This is a genomic window from Streptomyces sp. NPDC093544 (genome assembly GCF_040683495.1).
GTDB lineage: Bacteria > Actinomycetota > Actinomycetes > Streptomycetales > Streptomycetaceae > Streptomyces.
In genome coordinates, this window is the sequence record NZ_JBFBEA010000035.1 from 54270 (window position 1) to 79755 (window position 25486).

The following is a 25486-nucleotide window of genomic DNA, read 5'->3' on the forward strand; positions in this document are numbered from 1 at the left end:
GTCGTTGTCGGGTCAGGCCGGTGTGGGGGTGTCTGTGGCGGGCAGGTCGGGGTTGATCAGCCAGCGGATTGTCTGGATTCGCCCGTCGCGTATGTCGAGTGCCAGGGCGCCGAGGAGCGTGCCGTTGCGGTCGCGGAAGACTGCGCCTGGGCGGTGGCTCACTTGTTGGGGCTCCATGGTGACGCCGATGCGGACCAGTGCCGGGACGATTGTGGCGAAGGCCCGGGCGACGTGGTCCGCGCCGGTGATGCGTCGCGGCCAGGGTGGGGCCTTGTCGTCGTCGTCGCTCGCTTTCGATGCGGCGGTGGTGAGCTGGTGGCACGCCTCTTCCGAGCAGCCTACGGCGGACGCGATCTGGGAGGGGCCGCACTCGAAGAGCTCCCGCAGCACGAATGCTGCGCACTCCAGCGGGGAGAGCCGTTCCAGCAGTGACAGGGTCGCCGCCGAGGGCGGTTCCGCCGGCCGCTCCGGGTCGTCCGGCAGTGGTCCGGGGAGCCATGGCTCGGGGTGCTTGTCCCGCCGTGGGTGGACCTGGTGCAGGGCGTCGATGCAGATCCGGGTGACGGCGGCTGTGAGGAACTCGCGGCCCGACGCGGGTTCCTCGGGCGTGGCCTCGTAGTGCAGCCAGGCCTGGTGCACCGCGTCTTCGGGCCGGCCTGTGCTGCCCAGTATCCGGTGGGCGATCGAGAGCAGCAGGGGCCGTGCCTCCTCGAACTCTTCGGTCCGGCTCATGCATGCCCCTCCTTGGATCCGAAGCGGGTGTCGGGCCGCCGGTGAAGTCGCGTGTCTCCGGGGTGGTGGCGGGGTCGGCTTGCCGGGTGCGCCGCGAGGACTGCTCTGTCCGCGTTGTCGGTCGGGGCGGCCGTTCGGCGGCCGGAGCGGGGGTGTCGTCGCGAAGGGGCGGAAGCGGGTGGGCTGCCGCGGGGCGGGCGTATGCCGACACGCCCGCCCGCCTCCGGGGGGAGGGAGGCGGGCGGGATGACTTGCATTCCCACCGTAGGGGTGGTGTGGGGGCATGTCCCGTGCGTGTTAGGGAAGTTCGAGCGTGGCTGGCGTGGGGGTCGAGCGCGCACGGTTGCGTCGTGTACGTGAGGCGGGGCGGGCTCCGGCTGGGCGTCAGTGTCGGGCTTGGGTGGCGTAGACCGCGAGGAAGGCGGCGAGTCCGTGCACTTCGGCGCCGGTCGGTCCGAGGGCGGTGAACGGGATGCTGTGTCCGAGGGCGGCGGACAGCGTGCTGTGTGCTCGCAGCGCGGCGGCTGCCGGGCAACCGGGCTGGCTGTGGGTTGGGTCGAGGCCTGCCATGGAGCGGGCCTGGGCCGTGGCTTGAGAGGTGATGTCGGTTTTCTGTGCGTGGGTTGTCGGGGTCGGCATGGCGGTGCTCCTTGTCTTGTCGGGGTGCGAAGTCGTGGAGGGCTACCGCGGTTGGGGGATCATGAGGAGTCGGCGCGGGTGGAGTGTGGTGTCTGCTGCTGCGCGGACTTTGGTGCCGGGCTGGATGGCCAGTTGCCATTCCTGTGTCACCGCGCCGAGGAGGATCTGGAGTTCCTTCCAGGCGAACGATTCCCCGACGCATCCTCTGGCTCCGGTGCCGAAGGGGATGTAGGACGCGTCCTGTGTGGTCGGTCTGAGGGAGAGCCAGCGATCCGGGTCGAAGCGGTGCGGGTCCGGATAGCGGTCGGGGTCTCTGTGCAGCAGGTAGGAGCTGAACAGCACATGTGTGCCCGTGGGGAGGGTGTGGTCGCCCAGCGTGGCGTTCGAGAGGGTTTTCCGGCAGGTGATCCACACGGGTGGGTAGAGCCGCAGGACTTCCGTCAGGAACCGCATGGTGTATCCGGGCGGCCCATGTCCGTGCTCATGTCCGTGTGCCTGGGCGGGCGGGGTGTCTGTGCCTGTCGTCTGTGCCAGGTCCTTGAGGACTTTTTCCTCGATCAGGGGGTGGGAGGAGAGCACGTAGAGGGCCCAGGACATCACGGACGCCGTGGTGACGGTGGCTGCGGTCAGCATCATGACGGCCTCGCCGCAGATCTGGTCGGTGCTCAGGTCAGGGGTGCCGTTCCGTCCGGTGTCCGACAGGAGTGCCGAGAGGTAATCCGTCGTGGGGTCCGGGGGGTTCAGCTGGTCGGCGTCGGCGATGTATGAGGCGAGGAGCGAGCGGAAGTCCGCGAGGGCCTTCACCAGCCGTTGGGACGTTGTCTGTTGTTGTGCGCGTGAGGCCGCCTTGCCGTGCAGCGGTTTTCTGATCATCTCCCAGGACAGGGTGGCGAGGTGTTCGCCGAGCACGCTGGACACCGTGTGCGGCAGGCCGCCGAAGAGGGTGCTCAGGGCGATGGCGCTCGCTGTCCGGCACATCTGGGCCTGGATGTCGACGGCCTGTCCGGGGCGCCAGGAGGCCACCGCGTTCCGGGCGATCTGCGCCATGGCCGGGGTGTGGTCGGTGACCGCCGCCGGGCGCAGGTAGGGGTGTGCCAGGCGGCGGTAGTGACGGTGCAGGGTGTCGTCCTGTGCGAGGAGCCCTGCTTTGCTGAGGACCCTGGCCTTCTGGAAGAGGTCGCCCTTGCCGTAGTTCTGGCCGTCCTTGACGAGGATGCGGCGGACGAGGGCTGGATCGTTGACGAATTCGGCGGGGGTGCCGTCCACCGACACTGTGCGGACCCGGTGGCCTCGCAGCAGTTTCTCCATCCGGCTGAACCGGAATTCCATGGGCCCGCTCGCGCTACGCGACGCTGGCGGCATGGTCGATCGAGGGCATCTGGTCCAGTCGGCTGCGTGTGCGGAAGCGGTAGTAGGACTGGAGTTTGTAGTACTCCTCGCCGGACGATGTCATGGCCGCGTACACCATTTTGGGGTCGCCGGTGCCGTAGGGGACGCTCTTCAGAAAGTGCTCGATCTTGGGGCCGAGGCGGGCGGGAAGTGACAGCGGGTCGTGTGTCTTGACGCTGAAGGCGATACGTTCGACGTTCGGGGAGTTCCAGCTCAGCGTGGCGTAGAGGCCGAAGGCGTTCTCGCAGAACCTGAGCATCTGTTCGCTCGGGGCGGGCAGTCCCAGGGCGTGGTGCATCTCCAGGACCGAGGCCGGCCGGCGCAGGTGTTCGGGGAATCCGGTGAAGTACAGGTTGGCGGTGCCGTTGCGGTAGTCGATCGCGACGACGTCCGCTTTTTCGTCCAGGCCCCGGTCGGCGAAGAAGGCGAAGTTCTGGGCGAGGCTGGGGGGCATCGAGGGGAGGTCGCGGAGTTTTGTGAGGCTCTGGGGGTCGTCTCCGGGGAAGTAGACCCAGATCTTCCTGAATCCGCCGACGATCCCGAAGTCGATGCCGTAGCTGTCGATGGGGCAGTGCTGCTGGATGTCGGAGAGCAGGGATTCCGCGGGGTGGCCGGTCTCGGTGATCAGGCCGTGGGAGCGGGCCCGGACGTAGGGGTCGAGGTGGTGGGGGATGGTGAAGCGGCAGTCGAACTCGCCTTCGTGGTGGGCGTTCGTCGCTACCCGGAAAGCGATGATGGCCTGCGGGATGACATCCTCGTACGCCTCCAGGACGGGCCAGACCGTCTCGCGCGGGCATGCCACGTCGATGAGCCCGGCCGATTCCTCGACTCCTGCGAAGAGTTCGGCCAGCTGCGTGGTTCCCGACATGCTTCCTCCAGGTGTCGTGCTCGGGTGGGTCACTTGTTGCGGTAGGCCACGCGCAGGGCCATGTTTGTCAGTTCGCCGCGCCATGCCGGGGTGATGGGGGCGTCGGCGATGGCCGCGCAGCCTTTGTCGACGAGGCCGGCGATGTGCTGTTCGACGTCTTGGGGGACGCCGGTGTCCACCAGGCGGCGGCGTACCTCGTCGGCGGTGTGTCCCGGTTCGGTGATGAGGCTGCCGATGTGTGCGTCGCGCTGCATCGCCCATCCCAGCAGCAGGGTCATCTTGTGCTGGCTGAAGTCGAGGCCGGCGGTCTTGCCGGTCTGGGCGGGGTCGCCGAAGGCGTCGAGCAGGTCGTCGCGGAGCTGGAAGGCCTCGCCGACCGCTTCGCCGTATGCGGCGAGGGCGGGGGTGAGGTCGGTGCGTCCCGCTGCGCCGGCGCCGACGACCAGGGGGCGGTGGATGGTGTAGCGGCCGGATTTGATGAGGGCGATCAGGCGGGACAGGGCCGGGTCGACGTTGAATTCGGCGGCCGCGGCGACGTCCATGTACTGGCCGATCATCACTTCGGAGCGCAGCCGGTGCCATTCGGTGAATCCGCCGGAGGGGGCGTGGGACATCAGCTCGTCGGAGTAGACCAGGGCCAGGTCGCCGACGAGGAGGGCGACGCCCTCGCCGAACCGGCGGGATTCGCCCTGCCAGCCGCGGCTGCGGTGGAGGGTGGAGTGCAGGAGGTGGACGGCGGGCTTGCCGCGGCGGGTGCGGGAGTCGTCCAGGACGTCGTCGTGGACGAGGGCGGAAATGTGCAGCAGTTCCAGGGCCGCGGCCGCGTCGATGATGCCGGGGGTGTCGGGGTCGCCGCCTGCGGCGAGGTAGCCGGTGAGGCAGAAGGCGGGGCGGACGAGCTTGCCGCCGTCGGTGACGAGGCCGGACAGTGCGTCGATGGCGACGACCGCGTGTTTGTGCACCTCGGCGTAGCGGGTGCGTTCGGCCGCGAGGAAGGAGCTCAGCCGGTGTTCCACGCGTTGAAGCAGGTCCTCGACGGTGCGCCGCGCGGAGGCAGTCGGCTCCTGGTCGGTGGCGGCCCGGCGGGTCACTTCAGTGGTCACGACACATCTCCTTGGGCGGGGCTTGTGCGCTGGGGCGGAAACGCGGACGGGGTGGCTGGCTGCTGCGTCAGCGTGCGTGGTGCGGATGCAGCGGAGGTGGAGCGTGGTTGGAGCGGAAGCCGAAGCGAAGAGAGACGGTTCGGTATTCCGCTCGGTGATCTGCTTAGCCGTCATGGCCGGTGTCATGGCCGGTGTCATGGCCGGTCGGCGGCATCGCACGGACTTCGTCGCAGGATTCCCGGCTGGAGTACGCGTCTGAAACGGTCGCCAAGTCATCGCCAAGCGGGGTGAGCGAGGGTTGTGGCGCATGCCGCATACATAGGCTGACCCTTGGAGGAGCTCATGCCAGAACCCGCTGGATTGGATCAGGTCTATTCGGCGGTTGAGGAAACGGCCCGGATATTGGGCGTGCCGTGTTCGCCCGGCCAGGTCTCACCGGCTCTGACGGCGTTCGGAGACGAACTACCCGGAGCCCACATTGTTTTCAGCATGGCGGCCGGTGAACGTCATCGGGGGGAGCTCGACTTCGACTTCTCGGTGACTCCCAAGGGCGTGGATCCCTATGCCACCGCGCTGGCGAACGGTCTCATCAAGGAGACGGACCACCCTGTCGGCTCACTGCTGGCAGAGGTCCAGGCGCGCTGTGCCATTGCGAGTTACGGTGTCGAGTACGGCATCATCGGCGGTTTCAAGAAGTCCTATGCGTTCTTTCCGCTCGACGACTTCCCGCCGCTGGTGAAGTTCGCCGGCATCCCGTCCGTGCCGCCCTGCCTTGCCGGGCATGTGGGCACGCTGACGGGCCTTGGCCTGGACGACAAGGTGTCGGCCATCGGGGTCAACTACCCCAAGCGCACGCTGAACGTGTACCTCGCCGTGGGAGCGGTGGAGGCGGAGGCCAAGCTTTCGCTGCTGCGCGCGTTCGGGTTCCCGGAGCCGGACGCGCAGGTCGCGGAGTTCATCAGGCGGTCGTTCTCCATGTATCCCACCTTCAACTGGGACTCCTCGGCGGTCGAGCGCATCTGCTTCTCCGTGAAGACCCAGGACCCGTGGGAGCTTCCCGCTCCCTTCGACCCGGAGATCGAGAAGTTCGCGCGTGATGTGCCCCATGTGTACGCCGGTGGTCGCGAGTTCGTTTCCGCCGTCGCGCTGACATCGTCCGGCGAGGCGTACTACAAGCTCGCCGCCTACTACCAGAAGGCGCACGAGTCGTCGAACGCTGCTTTTGCGGCCAACCGGGATGACGGGGCGTCATAAGTCCTGTCTCACCGTGGAGTCGGCGGTGGGAGTGCCGGTCGACTCATTCTGTGGTGGAGCTCAAGCGGGTGATGGGAAGGTCGTGCCACGCTCGGTCCATTCCATGGAATGGAGTCTCTATTCGGGCCGGGCGGTTCATTCACGCCCGGCGTCATGCCCGGTCAACGACAACGACACCGCTCGGACTCCGTCACAGGATCTCCGGCCGTAGTGCACATCGGGCGCCAAGCCCGCACCAAGTGCCTGACAAGCCGGCGGCAAGCGGAATGGGCGACCATACCGGCGAAAAGCCAAGGTTGTCACCTGGAGGGTGAATACATGTCTACAGCAGCTGAAGTGGAAGAAGCGTCGGCCATCATCACCGCGTACGGGCAGGCATTCGCGAAGGCCGGCGCGGCGGCGTACAACGGGCCGCGCGAGAAACTTGCCGAGAACATCGTCCGGCTCACCCTGGAGTTCTTCGAGGACCCCGAGTGGCAGCCGCAGCTCCTGCAGGCCGTGCGTACCGCGACCGCCGACAAGGAGGGCGCGGAGCCGATGCGCAACCTGTTCTCCGCCCAGGTCTTCGCGCAGGCGGGCGCGGCACTCGAGGAGGACCCGCTGAGCATCGACGAGCTCGCGGGCAAGCTCAGCATCAAGCCGATCCACATCAACGCGTCGGCCGCACAGCTCTGGGGCGTGTTCCTGATGCGTTACGTCCTGGGCGTGGAACCGATCGCGTCGGCATCGGTGGACGAGATCGTCGAGCTCCTCGCGCCCACGGTCGAGCGCTACATCGTCGGCTAGCGGAAACCCCGGCCGGCGGAAGAAGCAGCGGTAGGAACCGTCCGGCCCCGGATCACTGGGAGGACCACTAACGTCATGAGTACCTTAAGCAAAGATTCACCGGACCAGGCGGGCGGCCAGACCGCCGCCGATCCCCGGCGCTGGAAAGCGCTGGCTGTACTCACCGCGGTGCAGTTCATGCTCATGCTGGACGTCACCGTGGTGAACATCGCGCTCCCCAACATCCAGGGCGACCTCGGTTTCTCCACCGAGGGTCTCGCCTGGGTCGTCAACGGCTATCTGCTGACGGCCGCCGGATTCCTGCTGCTGGGCGGGCGTGTTGCCGACCTGCTCGGCCGCCGCAAGATCTTCGTGGCGGGTGTCCTGGTCTTCGGCGTTTCCTCGATCATGTGCGGGGCCGCGAACACTCCCGGTCTGCTGGTCACCGGCCGGTTCCTTCAGGGATTCGGTGAGGCGCTCGCGGCGCCGGCTGCGCTCGGTCTCATCGCCGTGCTGTTCACCGACGGCAAGGAGCGGGCGAAGGCCCTGGGGATCTGGGGCGGACTGGCGGCGCTCGGCGGGGCGGTCGGCTCGGTCGTCGGCGGTCTGGTGACCGATTTCATCGACTGGCGCTGGGTCTTCTACATCAACATCCCCATCGTGGTGCTGGCGCTGCTGGTGATTCCGCGCCTGATGCCGGAGAGCCGGATGGCCCGCCGCGAGGGCCAGCGGCTGGACCTGGTCGGCGCGCTCACGACCACCGGCGGCCTGGTGGGGATCGTGTACGGCCTGCTGAAGGCGGCCGACCATCCGTGGGGCTCCTCGCAGGTGCTGCTGCCGCTGCTGGGCGGGATCGCCGCGCTGGTCTTCACGGCTGTGTGGGAGTCGCGGCAGCCCGAACCGATGATCCCGCTCCGGTTCTTCAGGAACCGCACGCGGGTGACGAGCAACGTCGTGAGCATGATGTCGTTCGCGTCGTTCTACACCTATGCGTTCGTGGCCACCCTGTACCTCCAGCAGGTGCTGCACTACTCGCCGATGGAGACGGGTCTGGCCTACATTCCGCTCACCATCGCGACGGGCGTCGGCATGGGTGTGTCCACCGCGCTGATGCCCCGCATCGGGGTCAAGCCCATCGTGGTCATCGCCTTCTTCGGCGCCGCCTTGGGGCAGCTCATCGCCGCCAACGGCTTTTCCGCCGATGCCAGTTACATCGGCGGGGTGATGCCCGGTCTCGTGGTGTTCGCGTTGTTCAACGGCATGGGCTTCCCCGTCCTGATCAACGGTGGGCTGCACGAGGTCACCGGGCAGGACGCGGGGCTGGCCTCGGGTGTGCAGACCTCGATGCAGCAGATCGGCGCGGCACTGGGCCTCGCGACTCTGGTGCCCATCGCGCTGCGCTACGTCAACGACCACGCGGCGGACGGCAACCTTCCGGCGGTCGCCTCCGACGGATACGCGCTGGCGCTGCACGTCGCCGCGGGCGTACTCGCCGCCGCTGGTCTGATCGCCCTGTTCCTGCTCGGGAAGGTGAGCACCGAGAAGCGGGACGCGCACGCGGAGGCCGCCGACGTGCTGGCGGAAGCGCCCGCCCCTGCTGAAGCGCCCGCTCCCGAGGTGGCCAAGGCATGACCGGCGCCTGACCCTCAGCAAGTCAGTCAACGCACCACCCCCGGACCCGTCCGGGGGTGGTGCGTTGTGCTGTCCGCCGCTCGGCGACGGGGAGAGCACCCTCTCGTCGGCATCGAGGCGCTGCGCGGTGAGTTCACCGAGGCGGTGATGGTGCGTGGCGTGGCTAGGAGCGTACGGCTTTGCTGTTCACGCCCGGAGGCCGCCGACGTGCCGGCGGAAGCGCCCGCCCGGTCGGCGTGCTGCGGATGCCCGACATTCCCGTTGGGCTCGAAGGCCCGGAGGTGATCTGTGCCTGGGGCGGGCGGATGCGTAGCCCGGCATGGGTATGCCGCGAGGGCTGCTACAGCTCCGCCGGCAAGGGTGGGCGCAGGAGGTCGCCCAGCGGCACTACCCCGTGGTGGGGCGGTTGGCGGCGGGCGCTGCCGTGCGGTCCGCGCTGGTCCGGAATCGTCGCGGGGCGCCGGGCCGGCTTCGTGGCCGCTCTGGGGTGCGGTCGCCAGTCCAGGGACGGCGCGTGGTTGAGTATCTGCTTCTCCAGCAGTTGAAGCGCCGGCCGCGGATCGATCCCCAACTCGTCCGCCAGCCGCCGCTGGTTGGTGCGCAGCACCGCCAGCGCGTCGGCCTGCCGGCCCGCCCGGTAGAGGGCCAGGCTCAGCAGTTCGCAGCCGTATTCACGCAAGGGATGGTCCTGGACGAAGGCCTCCAGTTCGGCCACCGCGATCTCGTGGGCGCCGGCCGCGAGAAGGGCCGCGCAGCGCCCCTCGACCGCCGACAGCCGCAGCTCCTCCAGCCGTGCCACGTCCGGCCGTACATAGGCGGTGTCCGCCACCTCGGCGTAGGCCGACCCGCGCCACAGCGCCAGCGCCCCCTCGAACTCGTGTACCGCGCAGTGCGGATCGCCCCGGTCCAGCGCCTGCCAGCCGGCGACGGCCCGTTCGCTGAACCGGTGTACGTCGACCTCGACGACCCGGCTGTCGAGCAGATAGCCGCGTCCGTAGGTGCGCAGCACCGTCGGCTGTGTCCGGGCCCCGCGGCCGGGCTCCAGCACCCGTCGCAGGTTGGCGACATACGCCTGGAGCGAGGAAACGGCCGACGGCGGCGGGTGCCCGGTCCACAGCTCCTCGACGATCACGTCGAAGGCCACCGGCCGGCCCACCTTGCTGACCAGCAGGGCCAGCAGGGCGCGCTGCTTGGGCGCTCCCAGGCCGACGAGGCGGTCGCCGACGACGGCCTCGATCGGGCCCAGGGCGCGGAAGGCGACCATGGGGTGCGGTGCGGGCATCTGCGGCGGCCGCTCCGTGGCCCACCGGGTGTCCTGCGCTCGCCCGGGTGGCGTGGTCGCATGGCTCCGGCCGGCGTTCGCAACGCCCTTCGTGACGGCGGTCGTGACGGTGTTTCCCGTGGCTGGCTGGCCGGCCGCTGCGATTTCGGGATCGAGTTCGAGCTCTCTGGCTACGCATCTGCGCAGCGCCTTGTTGGTGCGGCGGAGCTCCCGGATCTCGCGTTCCAACTCCGCGATGCGCCACGCATCCGGGGGGCAGGGGCTCGCGATACCGGCGTCGGCCCTCTCGTTCGCCATCCGTGAACTCTCCCTTTCCACGGGCGTATTTCCCTGTCGCGGATTCTGGTCAGGCATTCCTGAGCAGGCATTCCTGAGACATTGTGCGCACCTCTGGGCGGCGAAGGTCTGAGTCACAAGCCAGTGCCGATCGATCCTCCAGCCATGTTCAAGGTGCGTGGCCGACGCTGGAGCGCGGGAAGCAGCGGGAGGGGTGGCCCGGGGGCGGCGTTGGTCTGCAGCGGGTCCTGCGAGGTTTCCACGGTCAGCGCGTGCCTGCGGCGATCTGGGCCTCGGTGTTGCGCTGGTCGCCGTCGCGGATGACGTCGTGGGTGACGTCGTGGGTGACGTCGTGGGTGGGCAGCTTGGTGCCCACCCCCGGCCACGTCACGCCGGGGACCCGGCGCTGCTGCTCTGCGGGCGGTGGACTCGTCGGCGATCTCGTGGGCGATGCGGGCGCCGGACTCCGGCAGCTCGACGACGGGGTCGGTGATCTCGTACTCGCCGTCGCCATGGAGTTGGCGCCGAAGGTGTTCGTCTGCGCCGTGTCGATGCCGGCGTCGACGTACGCCTCGTGGACGGAGCGCACGGTGTCGGGGCGGGTGGTGACGGGGACCTCGTTGCAGCTCTCCAGTTGCCGGAGTCCTCCAGGGTGGGGTCCTGCTCCCGGAGCATCGTGCCCATGGCAGTGGGGCCTATGACGGTGCGGTTTTTGGCGGTGCGGCGGCGCCCTGCCGGTCGCAAGGCACCGCCGTACCCGGCGGCGGTCACGGAGAGCGCCCGCACGCCTGCCCAAAAGGGCCGGTGGCGGCCGGTCAGGCGACCTTCGTCGCGGACAGGATCGCCTGGACGGGGATGACGTCCGGCGGGATCTCGGCGGCGTCCTTGGTGATCGCCTGCGTCACCTTGAAGCCGGCCTGCTCCAGCAGGCTCTGATAGACCGACAGCTTCTGCGGACCGCCCTGGCCCATGGCGGCGCCGATGAAGAAGGCCGGGAAGAAGTCGACGTTGTAGTTGTCGGTCTCCTTGATGTCCTTGGGGTACACGGGCACCAGGATGTGGATCTGGCCGCCGGCCTTGAGCGACTTGCCGGCCCCTTCGAGGATCCTGAGCACGTTGTCCTTGTCGAACATGTCCAGGAAGTGCTTGATCAGCACGACGTCGAACCCCTCGGGGATCTCGTCGAAGACATTGCCGCCGATGAACGACAGGTGTTCCTGGAGGCCTTCGGCCTTGAAGTTCGCCAGCGCCTTGGTCTCCTTGTCCGGCAGGTCGAAGGTGGTCACCCGCAGGCCGGGAGACTTCTTGTGCCGGTAGGCGTGGATCGCCCCGAGGCCGGTGTTGCCGGCGACGTCGAGGACCCGGGCGCCGGGTGGGATGTCGATGTTGGCGAAGAACCAGGGGTCGATGTTGGCGGTGACCGTGTTCATCAGCTTGAGCCAGGAATCGTTCAGGTCCTGGTGGTCGGCCACCGCGTCGTACAGGGTGCCTTCGACCCCGTAGAGCTCCTTCAGACCGACGACCGTGCCGGTCCGGGTGGATTCGGTGAGGTGGAACAGCTGCCGCAGCGCCACCACCTTGATCAGGTTCATGTAGGCGAGGGCCCGGGCGAGGTCGTCCTCGGCTACGTCCGCGAGGCCCTCGAGGCGGTAGGTGCCCCGGGTTTCGTCGCGTGCGACGAAACCCTCCTTGACCAGCAGGAGCAGCAGTTGTTCGAGTGCGTCCGCCTTGGCGCCGACCTGTTCTCCCAGTTCGGTTGCCGTCTGGCCGGGCCGGTCGCGCAGCACGTCGACGACGCCGAGCTCGAAGACGCTCAGCAGGGTCGCGAACCGTGTCGGTCCCACCATGTACTCGCGGAATCGGGCGAGCACGGCTTGCGGTGTCACGGCGTTGTCCCCCTCACGTCGGTCGGTGTCACGGCCACGACGGTGTGCTGATCGCGTCTCACTCCTGATCCTGCTTCTGGGGCTGGGGCTGGTCCTCGAACCGCCGGGCCAGCGCGAGGCGCTGCACCTTCAGCGTGGCGGTCCTGGGCAGTTCGGCCTGCGGGATGTGCACGGGGTCGGCGAGCTGGGGGAAGGCGGCGACGGCCGCGCGCCAGCGGGCCGGGTCCAGCGGTTTGTCGTCGACGGTGCAGATCACCGGGACCGGTTCGCAGTTCGGGCCCTGCACCACGACCAGTTCGCTCAGTTCGCTCAGTTCGCCCAGTACGACGTCCTCGATCTCCAGGGAGCTGCGTACTCCGGGGATCATGTCGACCTCGCGGTCGAGCATGTGCAGGCAGCCGAACCTGGTGCGGTAACCGACGTCTCCGGTCCGCCACCACTGGCCGTCGCGGTTGGTGTCGTAGCGGTCCTGCTCGCCGAAGTAGGTTTTCGCGATGCCGTCCCAGGCGACCTCGATGTAGCCGGGGTTGGTCTGGGAGGGGGTGTTCCCGTCGCGGCTCAGCACGCGGATCCGCGCGGCGCCCTTGGGCATGGCCCAGCCGACGCAGCGTCCGTTCGCCTTGTGGGCGGAGTGGCGGAAGTAGGCGCGGCCGACGGCGGGTCCGACCTCGCTCTGTCCGTAGATCTGGAAGAACAGGGCTCCTCGCCGGTCGGACGCCTTGAGCAGTTTGCTCATCGTGGCGGGGTGGATGGCGTCGAAGGTGCTGCTGAAGACCTTCACGGAGCCGAACGGCGCCCGCGGGTCCTTCGTCAGCTCCTCCCACTCCATCAGCGAGTTGGGCAGCGCCTCGACGAAGGCCGGCCGGTGCTTGACGAACTGCTCGGCGACGTCGGCGGGGGCCGTCTCCCGCATGAGCAGGACCGGGTACTCCTTGAGAAGCGCCAGGGACATCGCCGCGACCATCCGCGAGTGCACGAAGGGCACGTTGATCGCAACGGTCTCCTTCTTGCGTATCAGGGACAGCAGTCGCCACTGCGGCAGGAGGCGGATGCCCTGGGTGCGGGGTGTGTGCACCACAAGCTTGGGGATCCCGGTGGTGCCGGAGGTGTGGGTGATGACTGCGGCCTCGTCGATCGGCCGCACGACCGGCTTGATCCGCGGCGCGCCGGCGAGTTCGGCGAGCGGGATCGCCCCCGGCCGGTCGCCGGCCGAGCTGATGACCCGTCGGGTGAGGTCCGCCAGCGGCACGTCGGCCAGGACGTCGAGCTTGTCCCCGTCGGTGAGCAGGGTCGGCCGGCCGACCCGTTCGAGCAGGACCCCCACGGTCGTGGCGTCCAGGGCCGGCGACAGGTTCACGACGACCCCGCCGATGCGGGACACCGCGGCGGCGAGCATCCAGTGGTCGGCGTTGGCCGTCTTGTAGATCACGACGTGTTCGTCGGTGCGGACCCCGGCCGCCCACAGGCGGGCTGCCAGGTCGTCGACGTACTCGGCGTACTGGAGCACCGTCAGATGGCGTCCCGCCTCGGGCAGGACGCCCAGGTCATGGTCCAGGGTGATCGGCGTCGACGGGTTGACGGCGGCGGCCATCTCCGGCAGCAGGCCGATGTGGAGACCGCGTTTTTGTATCGAGTGGTAGGCCACAGAGCCCTTCATCGGGACTGTCTCCTTGCGTGGTGGACGGTTGGGGCGGTCGTCGGCTCGGTGCGGGATGCGGGGGGTGCGCGAGAGGCGCTGATGGTCCGTCAGTGTCCGTCGTGTGTCGGCGGGTTCACGTCGGAAAGGGGTGGGGTGCGGTGGCGGCCCCGCACACCGGCCGGGTCCGGCGCCGCGCATGAGCTCGGCTCGGGGTGCGCCTGCCGTGTCGCCGCGGTGGCCGGCGGGGCGCTACTTGCTGCCGGGGACCAGCAGCGTGGTCTCCACCTGGGATCGCCATCGGTAGTAGGACTGGAGCTTGTGGTATTCGCCGCCGGGCGCCGCTGTGATCGCGTAGACGAACTGATGGCCGGCGGTGCTGTATGGCGCGTTCTTCAGGAAGTCCTCGATGGCCGGCTCGACCGTCACCGCAAGCGTCGAAGGGTCCGCGGTCATGGCCGCGATGGTGATCCGCTCGACCTTCGGGGAGTCCCAGGTCAGGGTGGCGTAGATGCCGAATGCCTGGGTGGCGAAGCGAAGCAGCCGCTCGCTGGGCGCGGGCAGGCCGGCCTCCCGGAGTATCGAGGTGAGCGCCGCGGCCGTGAAGATTTCGGCGGGGGCCGCGCCGAAGTACAGGTTCACCGACCTGCTCCGGTAGTCGATGCCGACCAGGCTCACCCGGTCGGCCAGGCCGTAGCGGGTGAAGAGGCCGAGGTTCCCCGCCGCGCTGGGCGGCATCGACTCCAGTGCGGCCAGTTCGGACAGCGGCTGGAGGTCGTCGAGCGGGAAGAAGGACCAGGTCTTCTTGAAGCCGGCGACCACTCCGAAGTCGATACCGCTGAAGCCGATGGGGAATCCCCGGTGGAGTTCCCCCAGCAGGCCGGCGACGGGATGGTTTGTCGCCGCGATCAGACCGTTCGACACGGCGACGGCGTAGGGGTCCAGGTCGGGTGGGAGCATGGTGAAACGGCAGTCGAGATCTCCCGAGTTGCGCTCCCCCGTCGCCACCCGGAAGGCGACCACGGCGCGGGCGAGCGTGTCCCCGTACGCGGACAGGATCGCGCCGACGGTGGCCGGTGAGCAGGGAACTCCCACCAGTTGGGAGACTTCCTCGATGACCGGGTAGATGACCGGGTGAAGGTCCGCCGGGTCGGTGTTGTCCCGCATGTACCCACCGTTCGGTTGCTGGGGGCGTGTCTCGTCGGCCGGCTGTGGGAGTGAACTACGTTGCCGTCAGCGGGCGATGACCATCGTGGCGGGCGGCGCGGCGTGGAAGGAGACGTCCTCGAAGCCTGCCTTGACGAGCCAGTCGCGGTAGTCGGAGCGCCGCCAGGTGCCGCCCTCGTTGCTCTTGAGGAGCATCTCCAGGGCGAAGAGCAGCGGGAAGGCCGGAGCGCTGCGCCGGTCGTCGACGATGTAGTCGGCGATCACCAGGGCGCCGCCGGGTTTGAGGGCCTTGCGGAGCCGGGTGAAGACCTCGATGTTGCTCTCCGCGTTCTCCTGGTGGGCGATGTGGGAGTACACCGCGATGTCGTACTGCGCGGTGCCGAAGTCGGTGGTGTGGAAGTCGCCGTCGAGGGTGGTGAAACGGTCTCCCACGCCGTGCTCCGCCACCAGCCGGCGGGCGATCGCGTTGATCGGCTCCCAGTCGAGCTGGGTCGCGTGGGCGGCCGGGTTGGCCTTCAGCCAGATGGACGAGTAGATGCCCGAGCCGCCGCCCACGTCGAGGATCGAGATGTCCCCGGCGCCGGCGATGCCGAGCGCCACGGCGCCGGCGTCCGCGGCGGGGACCGACACCGCGGCGATGGCCGGGACGATGCCCTCCCAGTGCGGGTTGTCGGCCACCTCCGTCTCGCCGCCCGCCAGCGGTCCCCCGACGCGGACCACTTCCGGCAGGTCGGTCAGGCTGCCGGTGTGCTGCAGCTTCAGCTTGGCGAAGCCGGCCAGCGAGGCGGGCCTGCCCTCGACCAGAAAGGCGGACGCCTCGGGGCTGTTGCGGTACCGCCCCGCATCGAGCACCACCAGCTCCACGCTGACCAGGCCGTCCAGCAGGCCCTGTGCGCCGCGCTCGGAGATCTCGGCGCGGGCGGCCACCTCCGCGGCCGTGCCCGCGCCGTTCTCGAGATGGGTGAAGACGCGGTGGGTGGCCGCGGCGCCGATGACGCCGGTGGCCCAGTAGCCGTTGATCAGCCTCATCACACCGTCCGGTGCAGGCTGGTTGTTCGTCATGCCGCTCCCTTCAGGGTCCGGGCGGTGTTCGCGTGGGTCCGCAGCGCGGTGCGCAGGACCTCGGCGACCCGCTCGACCTGGCTCATGGTCAGCTCGGCGTGCATGGGTATGCCGAGGTTGCGCTGGAAGAGATCCGCCGAGACCGGGCACACCTGCCTGGACTCGAACGCGGGCTGCACATGGCTCGCCCAGGTGCCGTGCAGACAGCCGATGCCCTGGGCGCGCAGATCGGTGGCGACGGCCCCGCGGTCCACGCCCGCATCGAGGGTCACCAGGTAGGACTGCCAGGCGTGGGTGCGGTCCGCCGGCACGTGCGGCACCGTCAGCAGTTCCTCGTCGGCGAAGAGTTCGGCGTAGCGGGCGGCGACGGCGCGTCGGCGCTCCAGGAGCTCCCCGATGCGGCCGAGCTGTACCTGCAGGATCGCCGCGGCGATGTCGGACAGCTTGAAGTTGTAGCCGATCCCGGTGAATTGGGGGATCGGCAGGCCGATGACCTGGCCCATGTCGAAGATGCTGCCGATGCCGAACGACGACAGCTGCCGCACCGCCGCGCCGATGGCCGGGTCGGTGGCGATCAGGGCGCCGCCCTCGCCGCTGGTGGCGCCTTTGCGTCCGTGGAAGGACAGGCAGGCCACCTCGGCCAGCGCGCCCGCCTCGCGTCCCTGGTAGGTCGCGCCGACCGCGCAGGCCGCGTCCTCGACGAGGAACAGTCCGTGCCGGTCGGCGATGGCCTGCAGTTCCGTGTAGTCCGCGGGCAGGCCGACGGTGTCGACGGCGATGATGCCGACGGTGCGGGAGGTGACCAGGTCCGCGACGGACTGCGGTTCCACGGTGCCGGTGTCGGCGCGCACGTCGGCGAAGACGGGGGTCGCGCCGACGTAGCGCACCGCGTGGGCGGGGGCGGGGAACGTGTAGTCGGCGACGATGACCTCGTCGCCCGGCTGCACGCCGAACGCGAGCATCGCCAGGTGCAGGGCGGCGCCGCAGTTGCTCACCGCGACCGCGTCACCGGCCCCGTAACGTTCCTTCAGCTGAGCCTCCAGGGCCTTGCCCTTGGGCCCCTGGCCGGCCGGCCAGCCCGAGGCGAACACCTCGGCGACGGCGGCCAGTTCCTGCTCCCCCAGGCTTGCGAAAACCAGGGGGATCTTGTCGATGTCACTCATCTCTGTTTACGCTCCGCGTGATTTCGCAGGACTGGGGACCGGGAGGACGGGCGGGTTGTAGCGCTGCGGCGTGATCTGGCTGACGTCGTAGCGCCGGCGCATCTCGTCGATGGCGTCGGGGTTGATCCCGCCGGCCGCCCAGATCTCCGCGATCTCCTCGAAGTACAGCTCGTGAACGGGTGACGGGTAGCACTGGAACAACATGCGCGCCGGTTTGTCGGACGCGTTGCGGAAAGCGTGCGGAGTTCCGGGGGGTACGAACATGCAGGCACCCTCGGTGGCCCGGACGGCCTTGTCCCCGTCGGGCGATTCCCAGGTGTGCCAGTCCTTGTCCGTACGCCGGGTCGGCTCGAAGGCCAGGAGCTCCAGCTCCCCCTGAAGGACGTAGAAGAACTCCTGCGAATCGTCGTGGACATGCGCCCCGACATCGAACCCGGGCGGCACGACCACCTCGAAGATCGAAATGGAGGAGCCGTGCGCCTGGGTGGCCTTGAAGGTCACTTCCTGCGCCTTGGTGATCAGCTTCCGGCCCTGACCGGGCGGGAGGATGAGGCCAGTCATGTGGTCAGCTTCCTTTGTCCGCACAGAATTTCGCTCGAGCGGGGGTCCGGTGCCTTGCGCCGGACCCAGTCCGGCTCTGCGGGGGTCCGGTGCACCGCGCCGGACTCAGTCCAGCTCTGCGGGGGTGTCGACGCTCCAGCGGCCCAGCGCCATCTCGGCGGTGATACCGGGACCGAAACCCGCGATCAGGCCGGTCGCGTCCTGGAGGGGGGCGTCCTCCTCGAACAGCCTGCGTGCCGCGTCGAACACCACGGCGCTGGCGATGTTGCCGTACTCGGTCAGGGTCGACCAGCTGTGGCGGAACACCGAGCGGTCGACCTCGAGGAACTTGGCGAGGTCGTCGAGGATGCGCGGACCGCCGGCGTGGACGATGTAGAAGTCGAGTTTGCCGATGTCCCAGCTGTGGTCCTTGGCGAACTCCCGCAGCACCGGGGCCAGCGGCTCCATCGTGCCGGGCACCCGGCGGTCCAGCTGGAAGTGGAAGCCGGTGTCCTTCACGGCGTAGGAGATCCAGTCCTCGGTGTGCGGGATGAGGTAGGAGGCATTGCGCTCCAGCTCGATGCCCACACCGCCGTTGCCGCGCACCACGGCGGCCGCGACCGCGTCGCCGAACAGCCCGTCGGACAGCAGCGAACCGATGTCGTCCGCGTCGGGCTGGTAGCACAGCGAGCACAGTTCGCACGAGACGATCAGGACGTTGCTGCCGGGGTGGGCCAGGCAGAAGTCGTGGGCGCGGTTGACCGCCGCGCCGCCCGCCGCGCACCCCAGCTGCGCGATGGGTATCTGCCGGGTGTCCGACCGCAGGCCCATCGTGTTGATCAGCCATGCGGTCAGCGACGGCATCATGAAGCCGGTGCACGACACGTAGATGATCGCGTCGATGTCACGGGCCGACACATCGGCGTTCTTCAGTGCCTCTTCGATGACCGGCGGCGTCCACTTCTTGGACTCGGCCTCGTAGATGCGGTTGCGTTCGGTGAGGCCCGGGTGCCGGAGCGTCTTCTCGATGGGCTGGACGAGATGCCGCTTCAGCACTCCGGTGTTCCGGATCAGCCGGAGCGCCAAAGGAAGCTGCGGCTTTCCCGCATGGGCTTTCTCGGCGAACTCGAGAGTCTCTTCCATCGTGATGATGTGTTCCGGCGCGCTCACTGCGGGCTTGCAAAGCCTTGGCATATCTGGGCTCTACTTTCTCTAGAGTCTGCCTTCTGTACGTGAGGAATCTGCGCACAGCTTCCGGAGCGGTTCCCGTCATCTCGTCACGGCGTGGGCAGGGACAGGGATACGGACAGCCGGCTCGGCGGCCGAATCGGCGGGCCAACTCGGCGGGCGGGGAAGGTTCTTCGCCGCCCGGCGCCGAAGCAGCACGTTCTCCCTGCGTGCGGCCGCTGCGTGGCCGCATGCGGAAGAGCGCCGCGGCGCGCGGGGATGCGATGCGAGGGGTGCGAGGGGAAACCTGTGCCGTACCTGGCACGGATGCGGTCCCACCGGTACAGAACCAGTGGACACGGGCTCAGTCCGCTGTCCCAGAAAGGGTTTTGGGCAGGGAAGGCGTGCAGGAATAGTGACACGGAGAACTCTCCACGCCAAGGCCGTAAGAAAGTGAACCGGGCTGCTCCGAGGGAAACTCGAGCAGCGCACTGATGAGTCTCGACTTCGGCAGATCAACGGTCCGTTCGGTGTATCGCCCCGCCTCAGGCGCCACCCGCGCGCTGCCGGTTCTGTAGCGCCCTGCTGCGAGCATCGGCCATGCCATGTAACGACTGGACGCGGAGGGCGCATGTCTCAGCAAGCCGAGGAAGCCACCGCCAGAAGGAAGCGATTCCCGGGGGTGCGGTCTGCGGCGAAGACCAGACGCGACCCATCGGGCACGGACAAGTCGCTGCGCCGGACCGGGCTCTTCGTCACCTTCCTCCTCGGCGCTCTCGCCGCGGTGCCGCCGATGTCGATGGACATGTACCTCCCGGCCCTGCCGGAGGTCACCCGCACCCTGGGCTCGACTGCCGGGACCGTCCAGCTGACGCTCACCGCATGCCTGGCCGGCATGGCGATCGGGCAGCTCGTGGTCGGCCCGATGAGCGACAGGTGGGGCCGGCGCCGGCCGCTGCTGGCCGGACTGATGGTCTACGTCGTCGCCGCCCTGATGTGCGCCTTCGCCCCCAGCGCCGAGCTCCTGATCACCTTCCGGGTGCTGCAGGGCCTGGCGGGGTCGGCCGGGATCGTCATCGCCCGGGCCGTCGTACGCGACCTCTACGACGGCCTCGCCATGGCCCGGTTCTTCTCCACCCTGCTGCTGATATCCAGCGCCGCCCCGATCCTCGCGCCCGTCATCGGCGGCCAGGTCCTGCACTTCACCAACTGGCGGGGCATCTTCCTCGTCCTCACCGCGATGGGCATCGCGCTCACCGTGCTCGTCTGGCGCCGGCTGCCGGAGACCCTGCCGCCCGAGCGGCGGCAGCGCGGCGGGGTGCGCGGCGCCCTGTGGATCATGCGCGGGCTGTTCTCCGACCGGGTCTTCACCGGCTACCTGATGACGAACGGCTTCGCGTACGGGGCGCTGTTCTCCTACATCGCCGCCTCACCGTTCGTGATCCAGGACATCTACGGGGCGTCCCCGCAGGCCTTCTCACTGTTGTTCGGCCTCAACTCCTTCGGGCTGCTGCTCACCGGCCAGATCAACGGCAAGATCCTGGTGGGCCGGGTCCCGCTGGACAAGACCCTGGGGTACGGGCTGGCGGTGCTCGCCGTCGGCGCCTTCGTCCTGCTGCTGGTGACACAGGGCGTCTTCGGTGACGCGGGGACGGTGGCGATCGCGGCCTGCCTGTTCGTCATGATCTCCTCGCTGGGCCTGATCCTGCCCAACACCAACGCGCTCGCCCTGATGCGCACCCCGCACGCCGCGGGCAGCGCTTCCGCGCTGGTCGGTACGTCGTGCTTCGTGATGGGCGCGGTCGCCTCCTCGCTCGTCGGGATCGCGGGGAAGGAGACGGCGATGCCGATGGCCGCGGTCCAGCTGGGCAGCGCACTGGCCGCGATCGCCTGTTTCCTGGGCGTGTGCCGTCCCTGGCAGAACCGGCCGGCGGAGCTGCCGGAGCGCTGACCGGGCGCACCACGGCCGTCCAAGTCGGCCACCGCGGGACGTGAACGCCGCTGCACCGCCTGCCATCGCGCAGGCGGTGCAGCGGCGTTGCCGTGCCGGTCCCGCGGTGGCCCGGGTCTCCCCCGGCCCGCCGGACCGCCGGCCCGGGGGGGTTGCCTGTCTGCCGTCGCGCTGTGCCCGCTGCCCTCCGCGAAGGAGCGGGGCGGAGCAGCGCGCATCAGGCGCTCGGCGGGATACAGGTGGGGCTTTTCGGGGCTCCGGCAGCGATCGCGGGGAGCCGAGGCAGCTGAAGGGCCGGGTGCGAACTCTTACGGAAGATGATCCCGCCGGCGACGCCGCCCGTGACGGCTCCCCGTGATCGCTGCCGGAACTCCCCCTTTTTCCGGGCCGACTTCGCCGTCGACGGGTCCGGTGCACGGCACGGTGGTCACCGGTGCCCGGTCAGCCCGTCAGCCCGTCGTGTTGCGTTCCGGCGGCGGCAGGATCAGGGTCGGTTCGAGGATGACGCGGGTGGCGGGTTCGTCAGCGGGGCGGGCCAACTCGGCTCGTACGCCGCGCTGTTGACGCCATCCCGGCTGGGCGGCGACGACGGCGACGTAGGGAATGACCACCCCGCCGACCAGGGCGCAGATCGCGACGGCGGGCCAGCGGTTCCAGGTGAGGGCCATCAGGACCACGCAGGCGCTGCGCACCAGCATGGCCGCGACATAGCGGCGCTGGCGGCTGCGCAGGGCCTGGGTCAGGCCGGTACGGGCCCCGGTGATGGACTCGGCCCGGGGTCCGTCCCGGTGCCACGACGTGCGGTTCATCAGGCCTCCGTGGATGCTCCGGCAGGGCCGCCGGAAAGCCGGAACGCGGACCGGTCCCCCGCCGGGCGGGTGGTCTTGCGGCGGCGGGGACGCCCGCCCGCGCATGCGGGGTGGCGGGCAAGGTGGCGGCCGGCGGCGGAACGGCGGCGGCGCGGGTGACCGTCCCCTGATCACCCGCGCCGCCGTGTCCGGCCCCCGCCCGTACGCCGTACCGCCGGGGTCAGTGCACTTCCCTGTCCGGCTCCCGTCCCTCGACGGCGGCCTGCCCGTGCCCGTTGGACGAGGCGTGCCCGTTGGAGGAGTGGCCGTTGGAGGAGGCATCGCCGTTGGAGGAGTGGCCGTTGGGCGAGTGGCCGTGTTCCAGGGCGTGCCGCAGTTCCTCGACGGTCGGCTGCGCCGTCTGGCCGCCGTGCAGCCAGTGGCTGAGCCGGTGGCGCAGCATCTCCTTGCGGGCGTCCGGGTTCGGCACGCCGTCATCGGCCGGGGCGGGGGCCGGCAGGATCTCGGGGAGCTGCCTGGACAGCAGGGTGTACTCCTGGTCGCGGTCCAGGGGTGCGTGCACCTCGGCGAACTCGCCGTGCGGCAGCCTCTTGATCCTGCCGGTCTCGCGGCCGTGGAGGAGCTTGTCGCGGTCCCGCAGCTGCAGGCCGAGGCAGATCCGTCTGGTGATGACGTACGTCAGCGCCGGGACCACGAAGACTCCGATGCGGACGGTCCAGGTGATCGTGTTCAGGGACAGGTGGAAGCGCTCGGCCAGGACGTCGTTGGCGCCGCCGAAGAACAGCACCAGGTACAGGGCGACGAAGGCGCAGCAGAACGCGGTGCGGGCGGGCGCTTCGCGCGGGCGGTCAAGGAGGTGGTGTTCGCGTTTGTCGCCGGTGACCCAGGCTTCCAGGAACGGCCACAGGGCCCACACGGCCATCATGACGGTGGGCAGGATGACGGCCGGCAGCAGGACGCCCATGTTGACGGTGTAGCCGCCCGGGACGACGAACTCCCAGGCGGGCATGGCCCGCAGGGCGCCTTCCAGGAAGCCCATGTACCAGTCGGGCTGGGAGCCCTGGGAGATCTGGTCGGCACGGTAGGGGCCGTAGGTCCACACGGGGTTGATCTGGGCGATGCCGGCCAGCAGCGCGAGCACGCCGAAGACGAGGAAGAAGAACCCGCCGGCCTTGGCCGTGTACACCGGCATCAGGGGCTGGCCGACGACGTTGTTCTCGGTGCGGCCGGGGCCCCGGAACTGGGTGTGCTTGTGGTAGAAGACGTAGATCAGGTGGACGGCGACCAGGGCCAGCACGATGCCCGGGATCAGCAGGATGTGGAAGCTGTAGAACCGGGGGATGACGTCGTGCCCCGGGTATTCGCCGCCGAACAGGAACAGCGTCAGATAGGTGCCGACCAGCGGGATGGCGAGCGTGACGCCTTCGGCGATGCGCAGGCCGGTGCCGGAGAGCAGGTCGTCGGGGAGCGAGTACCCGACGAAGCCTTCCAGGGTGACCAGGACGAGGATCACGAAGCCGATCAGCCAGTTGACCTCGCGCGGCCTGCGGAACGATCCGGTGAGGAAGTGCCGCAGCGTGTGGATCATGAGTGCGGCGATCATGACCAGGGCCGACCAGTGGTGCAGCTGACGGATGAACAGGCCGCCGCGGACATCGAAGCTGATCTTGATGGTGGAGGCGTAGGCCTGGGACATCGGGATGCCCTGCAGCGGGACGTGCGATCCGTTGTAGACGGTCTCGGTCATGCTCGGGTCGAAGAACATGGTGAGCCACACGCCGGTGATGAGCAGCACGATGAAGCTGTAGAGCGCTATCTCACCGAACATGAACGTCCAGTGGTCCGGAAAGACCTTCCGGATCAGGAACCGGAACTGGTAGATCCCCAGCCGCCCGTCCGCCCAGTCGGCGATGCGTTCGCCTCTGGGCGGTACGGTGCGCGCACTGTGTGGCGCCTTTTCGGTCGTGCTCATATCCGCGCGCCCTCCCCTCGCCGCTCGGCCGTCACAGGCACACCCGGGCAGCCGGCCGGTGAGCGGTCGGTGACGGGGGTGGCCTGCCGCGGCGCAAGCGGGCCGGTGCCCTGGAGCGGATGAAACGCTATCGACGCCTCAGCGACCTGGACAACCGCGCTCAAGCGATACTCAAGTCCGAACTCGAGTGGTTCTCCGGTGAGTTGCAGGACGCAGGAACACAAGTGGCTTTCCCTGTGGGCTGGTTGGTCCACTCCCGTCATGGTCTGGAGCGTATGGCCGGGTGATTTCGGCCGCGACGGGGAACAACACGCCACCCGGCTGAAAAGCGGCGTGCTCACGGTCGTTGCCGGTCGCCGGCCGGTGCCACGGCCGGCCACTGGGCCGAGGAGCCGGCCGCCCGGGGCCGGGCGGAGCCGGTGGCGACCCCGATGGCGGGCGCGGCCGGTGCGGCGGGCCGGCGCCGGCGGGCCTGGGGGCCGTGGGTGACGCTGGGGGGCATCGCGGGGGGTGTCGCGGGGGCCGTGCGCCGGGGGCGCAGGGCGGCCCGCAGGGCGCGCGGCCGCAGCGCGGCGGGCGGGGCGAGGCTCTGGTGCAGGTGGAGCAGGAGGGCCGCCGCGTGCGGGTCCGCGGTCGCGGCGGCCGCGATCCGGGACGCGTACCGCCGGCCGAGCCGGGCCCGCAGTCCGCCCGCCGGGCCCGGGGCGGAGGTGCCCGACTGCCAGGCGGGGGCTATCTGGTGGGCCAGGGCCCGGCGCAGCCGGTGGCTGATGCCGACCGCGGTGCCGTGGGCGGTGAGCAGCTGGTCCAGGACGAGGGCGCACTGCACGGCAAGGGTCATGCCGTGGGCCGGGCCGAGGGCGGCGAGGGCGTCACCGACGACGAGGAACTGGTCGGGCCAGCGGCGCAGCTTCTCGTAGTGCCGCCGGCGGTTCTCGGTGCGGCCGCAGCGGTAGACGGGGCCCAGCGGTGTGGCGCTCTCGATGAGGTCGCGCAGCAGCGGGTGGCGCAGGGCGCCGGCGGCGCGCAGCAGTTCCGCGTGGTCGGCGGGCGGCGGGGTGTTGTCGCCGGTGCTGAGCGTCACCGACCAGCGGCCGCCCTCGACGGGGTTGAGCACGGCCTGGCGCGGATCGTCCGGCGAGGCCATGAGCAACAGGGCCTTGAAGTCGGCGACATGGCCGACGGGCGGCGCGTACAGCGTGGTGGCGTACGCGGTCCCGGCGCCGGTGACGGATTCCAGGGGTGGCTGGTAGCCGAGTTCGGCGAGCCACCGGGGGGCGTGGGAGCCGCGTCCGGAGGCGTCCACCACGAACTCGGCGGAGATCAGGCGCCGGGGGGTCCAGCCGTCGGGTGCCGTGCGGTCCCGGCCGCGGGCCCATACGCCGGTGACGGTGTCCTGGGGGCCGCCCTGCAGGGCGAGGACCTCGTGCTCCTGAAGGAAGGTCACCCCGGGGGCGGCGCGCAGCCGGTCCCGTATCACCGCGTCCAGGAGGTCACGGCCGGCGCTGAGCATCGACAGGCCGGCGTCGAAGCGGGGCAGCCAGCCGGCCGGGCCGAGCAGCAGCATGTCCTGGGGGATGCGGACGTGGACCGCTCCGGCGCGGGCGAGGTCCTGGCCGATGCCCGGGAACAGCTGCTCCAGGCCCTGGTGGGCGGTGGTCATGAGGCTGTGGGTGTGCCGTGCCTGGGGCACGCCGCGGCGGCGGCCGGGGCCGCTGGGCAGCCGGTCGCGCTCGATGACGGTGACCTGGTCCATGAAGCCCGCCAGTGCCCGGGCCGCGGTGAGCCCGGCGAGGCTCGAGCCGATCACCACGGCGTGACCGTGGCCACCACCCCTGCCGACAACACGTGCGTCCATACTCAACTCGGCCGCCTCCCCTGTGCGTTGTCCTTGCATCATGCGGCGCATGTCCGCCCGCGCGGCCAGGTTCGACGGCGCCTCGAGCGGCCTGCGAGAGGGACCCGAGGAGGATTCGAGCGGGGACACCGAGCGCCGGATACGGCGACGGTGTCTGCGCACCGGCCCGCAGGCCGTGCGAGCCGTGCGGGCCGCCGACGGGCAAGCCGCCCGCGTCGGCGCGAGCGCCGCGCTCCCCCTCCCCATTACCGTCTTCGTAGCCCCGCAACGGGGTTACCGGCCTTCGGAGTTGGCATGACTACCTCCCCTTGTCGAGTGCATGGCCCGGGGGGTGG

Annotated in this window: 21 protein-coding genes and 1 pseudogene; 5 read left to right on the top strand and 17 right to left on the bottom strand. The window is 69.7% G+C overall.

What is annotated here, in order from left to right; all coding sequences use genetic code 11:
* Nucleotides 1–12: 12 nt before the first annotated feature.
* From AB0N66_RS37380 to AB0N66_RS37400, 5 genes are all read right to left on the bottom strand, one after another.
* Nucleotides 13–732 carry an RNA polymerase subunit sigma-24 gene (locus tag AB0N66_RS37380; RefSeq protein ID WP_365443553.1) on the bottom strand — a complete coding sequence of 240 codons (720 nt, stop codon included), beginning with the start codon at nucleotides 730–732 and terminating at the stop codon, nucleotides 13–15.
* Between the two features lie 384 nt (nucleotides 733–1116).
* Nucleotides 1117–1371 (bottom strand): hypothetical protein, encoded by a 255-nt coding sequence (locus AB0N66_RS37385; protein ID WP_365443556.1) that lies wholly within the window; start codon nucleotides 1369–1371, stop codon nucleotides 1117–1119.
* A 42-nt stretch (nucleotides 1372–1413) separates the two neighbouring features.
* Entirely contained in the window at nucleotides 1414–2700 is a 1287-nt protein-coding gene (locus AB0N66_RS37390) for a cytochrome P450 (protein ID WP_365443559.1), read from the bottom strand.
* A gap of 13 nt (nucleotides 2701–2713) precedes the next feature.
* Complete coding sequence (locus AB0N66_RS37395) at nucleotides 2714–3628, bottom strand: aromatic prenyltransferase (protein ID WP_365443562.1); 915 nt, start codon at nucleotides 3626–3628, stop codon at nucleotides 2714–2716.
* A 29-nt stretch (nucleotides 3629–3657) separates the two neighbouring features.
* Nucleotides 3658–4731 (bottom strand): polyprenyl synthetase family protein, encoded by a 1074-nt coding sequence (locus AB0N66_RS37400; protein ID WP_365443565.1) that lies wholly within the window; start codon nucleotides 4729–4731, stop codon nucleotides 3658–3660.
* Between the two features lie 342 nt (nucleotides 4732–5073).
* On the opposite strand from AB0N66_RS37400, the gene AB0N66_RS37405 reads away from it, so the two are divergent.
* The 3 genes from AB0N66_RS37405 to AB0N66_RS37415 all read left to right on the top strand — a co-directional run bounded on the left by AB0N66_RS37405 (nucleotide 5074) and on the right by AB0N66_RS37415 (nucleotide 8382).
* Entirely contained in the window at nucleotides 5074–5985 is a 912-nt protein-coding gene (locus AB0N66_RS37405; RefSeq protein ID WP_365443568.1) for an aromatic prenyltransferase, read from the top strand.
* Nucleotides 5986–6303: 318 nt separating this feature from the next.
* Entirely contained in the window at nucleotides 6304–6771 is a 468-nt protein-coding gene (locus AB0N66_RS37410) for a hypothetical protein (protein WP_365443571.1), read from the top strand.
* A 75-nt stretch (nucleotides 6772–6846) separates the two neighbouring features.
* Complete coding sequence (locus AB0N66_RS37415) at nucleotides 6847–8382, top strand: DHA2 family efflux MFS transporter permease subunit (protein ID WP_365443574.1); 1536 nt, start codon at nucleotides 6847–6849, stop codon at nucleotides 8380–8382.
* Nucleotides 8383–8722: 340 nt separating this feature from the next.
* Here AB0N66_RS37415 and AB0N66_RS37420 read toward each other — a convergent pair whose 3' ends face one another.
* The 9 genes and pseudogenes from AB0N66_RS37420 to AB0N66_RS37460 all read right to left on the bottom strand — a co-directional run bounded on the left by AB0N66_RS37420 (nucleotide 8723) and on the right by AB0N66_RS37460 (nucleotide 18537).
* Nucleotides 8723–9961, bottom strand: a complete 1239-nt coding sequence (locus AB0N66_RS37420; protein WP_365443577.1) for an AfsR/SARP family transcriptional regulator — start codon at nucleotides 9959–9961, stop codon at nucleotides 8723–8725.
* A 203-nt stretch (nucleotides 9962–10164) separates the two neighbouring features.
* Nucleotides 10165–10684, bottom strand: a pseudogene (locus AB0N66_RS37425) (homocysteine S-methyltransferase family protein); the annotation flags it as partial.
* 71 nt (nucleotides 10685–10755) lie between these two features.
* Complete coding sequence (locus tag AB0N66_RS37430; RefSeq protein WP_365443580.1) at nucleotides 10756–11826, bottom strand: methyltransferase; 1071 nt, start codon at nucleotides 11824–11826, stop codon at nucleotides 10756–10758.
* Nucleotides 11827–11884: 58 nt separating this feature from the next.
* Nucleotides 11885–13483 (bottom strand): class I adenylate-forming enzyme family protein, encoded by a 1599-nt coding sequence (locus tag AB0N66_RS37435; protein ID WP_365443583.1) that lies wholly within the window; start codon nucleotides 13481–13483, stop codon nucleotides 11885–11887.
* 231 nt (nucleotides 13484–13714) lie between these two features.
* Nucleotides 13715–14629 (bottom strand): aromatic prenyltransferase, encoded by a 915-nt coding sequence (locus tag AB0N66_RS37440; protein WP_365443586.1) that lies wholly within the window; start codon nucleotides 14627–14629, stop codon nucleotides 13715–13717.
* A 66-nt stretch (nucleotides 14630–14695) separates the two neighbouring features.
* A complete protein-coding gene (locus AB0N66_RS37445) occupies nucleotides 14696–15691 on the bottom strand; it encodes a class I SAM-dependent methyltransferase (RefSeq protein ID WP_365443589.1) in 996 nt (331 codons plus the stop codon).
* Nucleotides 15688–16845 (bottom strand): DegT/DnrJ/EryC1/StrS family aminotransferase, encoded by a 1158-nt coding sequence (locus tag AB0N66_RS37450; protein WP_365443616.1) that lies wholly within the window; start codon nucleotides 16843–16845, stop codon nucleotides 15688–15690. Before AB0N66_RS37450 ends, AB0N66_RS37445 begins: the two co-directional genes overlap by 4 nt.
* Before the next feature lie 15 nt (nucleotides 16846–16860).
* Nucleotides 16861–17415: a cupin domain-containing protein gene (locus tag AB0N66_RS37455; RefSeq protein WP_365443592.1), complete on the bottom strand. Its 555-nt coding sequence runs from the start codon at nucleotides 17413–17415 to the stop codon at nucleotides 16861–16863.
* Nucleotides 17416–17520: 105 nt separating this feature from the next.
* Entirely contained in the window at nucleotides 17521–18537 is a 1017-nt protein-coding gene (locus tag AB0N66_RS37460; protein WP_365443595.1) for a type III polyketide synthase, read from the bottom strand.
* A 655-nt stretch (nucleotides 18538–19192) separates the two neighbouring features.
* Here AB0N66_RS37460 and AB0N66_RS37465 point away from each other — a divergent pair.
* Complete coding sequence (locus AB0N66_RS37465; RefSeq protein ID WP_365443598.1) at nucleotides 19193–20512, top strand: multidrug effflux MFS transporter; 1320 nt, start codon at nucleotides 19193–19195, stop codon at nucleotides 20510–20512.
* Between the two features lie 449 nt (nucleotides 20513–20961).
* On the opposite strand, the gene AB0N66_RS37470 is transcribed toward AB0N66_RS37465, so the two are convergent.
* From AB0N66_RS37470 to AB0N66_RS37480, 3 genes are all read right to left on the bottom strand, one after another.
* Nucleotides 20962–21321, bottom strand: coding sequence for a DUF3099 domain-containing protein (locus AB0N66_RS37470; protein WP_365443601.1), 360 nt, complete (start codon nucleotides 21319–21321; stop codon nucleotides 20962–20964).
* A 220-nt stretch (nucleotides 21322–21541) separates the two neighbouring features.
* Complete coding sequence (locus AB0N66_RS37475) at nucleotides 21542–23293, bottom strand: ubiquinol-cytochrome c reductase cytochrome b subunit (RefSeq protein WP_365443604.1); 1752 nt, start codon at nucleotides 23291–23293, stop codon at nucleotides 21542–21544.
* 337 nt (nucleotides 23294–23630) lie between these two features.
* Entirely contained in the window at nucleotides 23631–25106 is a 1476-nt protein-coding gene (locus tag AB0N66_RS37480) for a hypothetical protein (protein WP_365443607.1), read from the bottom strand.
* 94 nt (nucleotides 25107–25200) lie between these two features.
* Between AB0N66_RS37480 and AB0N66_RS37485 the strand changes: the two genes are divergently transcribed.
* Nucleotides 25201–25449: a hypothetical protein gene (locus AB0N66_RS37485; protein ID WP_365443610.1), complete on the top strand. Its 249-nt coding sequence runs from the start codon at nucleotides 25201–25203 to the stop codon at nucleotides 25447–25449.
* Nucleotides 25450–25486 lie beyond the last annotated feature (37 nt).

Coding starts and splice junctions, on each gene's coding strand:
- AB0N66_RS37410 (WP_365443571.1), top strand. CDS start 6,304: ATGTCTACAGCAGCTGAAGTGGAAGAAGCGTCGGCCATCATCACCGCG.
- AB0N66_RS37420 (WP_365443577.1), bottom strand. CDS start 9,961: ATGGCGAACGAGAGGGCCGACGCCGGTATCGCGAGCCCCTGCCCCCCG.
- AB0N66_RS37465 (WP_365443598.1), top strand. CDS start 19,193: ATGTCTCAGCAAGCCGAGGAAGCCACCGCCAGAAGGAAGCGATTCCCG.
- AB0N66_RS37395 (WP_365443562.1), bottom strand. CDS start 3,628: ATGTCGGGAACCACGCAGCTGGCCGAACTCTTCGCAGGAGTCGAGGAA.
- AB0N66_RS37385 (WP_365443556.1), bottom strand. CDS start 1,371: ATGCCGACCCCGACAACCCACGCACAGAAAACCGACATCACCTCTCAA.
- AB0N66_RS37390 (WP_365443559.1), bottom strand. CDS start 2,700: ATGGAATTCCGGTTCAGCCGGATGGAGAAACTGCTGCGAGGCCACCGG.
- AB0N66_RS37485 (WP_365443610.1), top strand. CDS start 25,201: ATGTCCGCCCGCGCGGCCAGGTTCGACGGCGCCTCGAGCGGCCTGCGA.
- AB0N66_RS37380 (WP_365443553.1), bottom strand. CDS start 732: ATGAGCCGGACCGAAGAGTTCGAGGAGGCACGGCCCCTGCTGCTCTCG.
- AB0N66_RS37455 (WP_365443592.1), bottom strand. CDS start 17,415: ATGACTGGCCTCATCCTCCCGCCCGGTCAGGGCCGGAAGCTGATCACC.
- AB0N66_RS37440 (WP_365443586.1), bottom strand. CDS start 14,629: ATGCGGGACAACACCGACCCGGCGGACCTTCACCCGGTCATCTACCCG.
- AB0N66_RS37475 (WP_365443604.1), bottom strand. CDS start 23,293: ATGAGCACGACCGAAAAGGCGCCACACAGTGCGCGCACCGTACCGCCC.
- AB0N66_RS37470 (WP_365443601.1), bottom strand. CDS start 21,321: ATGAACCGCACGTCGTGGCACCGGGACGGACCCCGGGCCGAGTCCATC.
- AB0N66_RS37435 (WP_365443583.1), bottom strand. CDS start 13,483: ATGAAGGGCTCTGTGGCCTACCACTCGATACAAAAACGCGGTCTCCAC.
- AB0N66_RS37445 (WP_365443589.1), bottom strand. CDS start 15,691: ATGACGAACAACCAGCCTGCACCGGACGGTGTGATGAGGCTGATCAAC.
- AB0N66_RS37460 (WP_365443595.1), bottom strand. CDS start 18,537: ATGGAAGAGACTCTCGAGTTCGCCGAGAAAGCCCATGCGGGAAAGCCG.
- AB0N66_RS37415 (WP_365443574.1), top strand. CDS start 6,847: ATGAGTACCTTAAGCAAAGATTCACCGGACCAGGCGGGCGGCCAGACC.
- AB0N66_RS37405 (WP_365443568.1), top strand. CDS start 5,074: ATGCCAGAACCCGCTGGATTGGATCAGGTCTATTCGGCGGTTGAGGAA.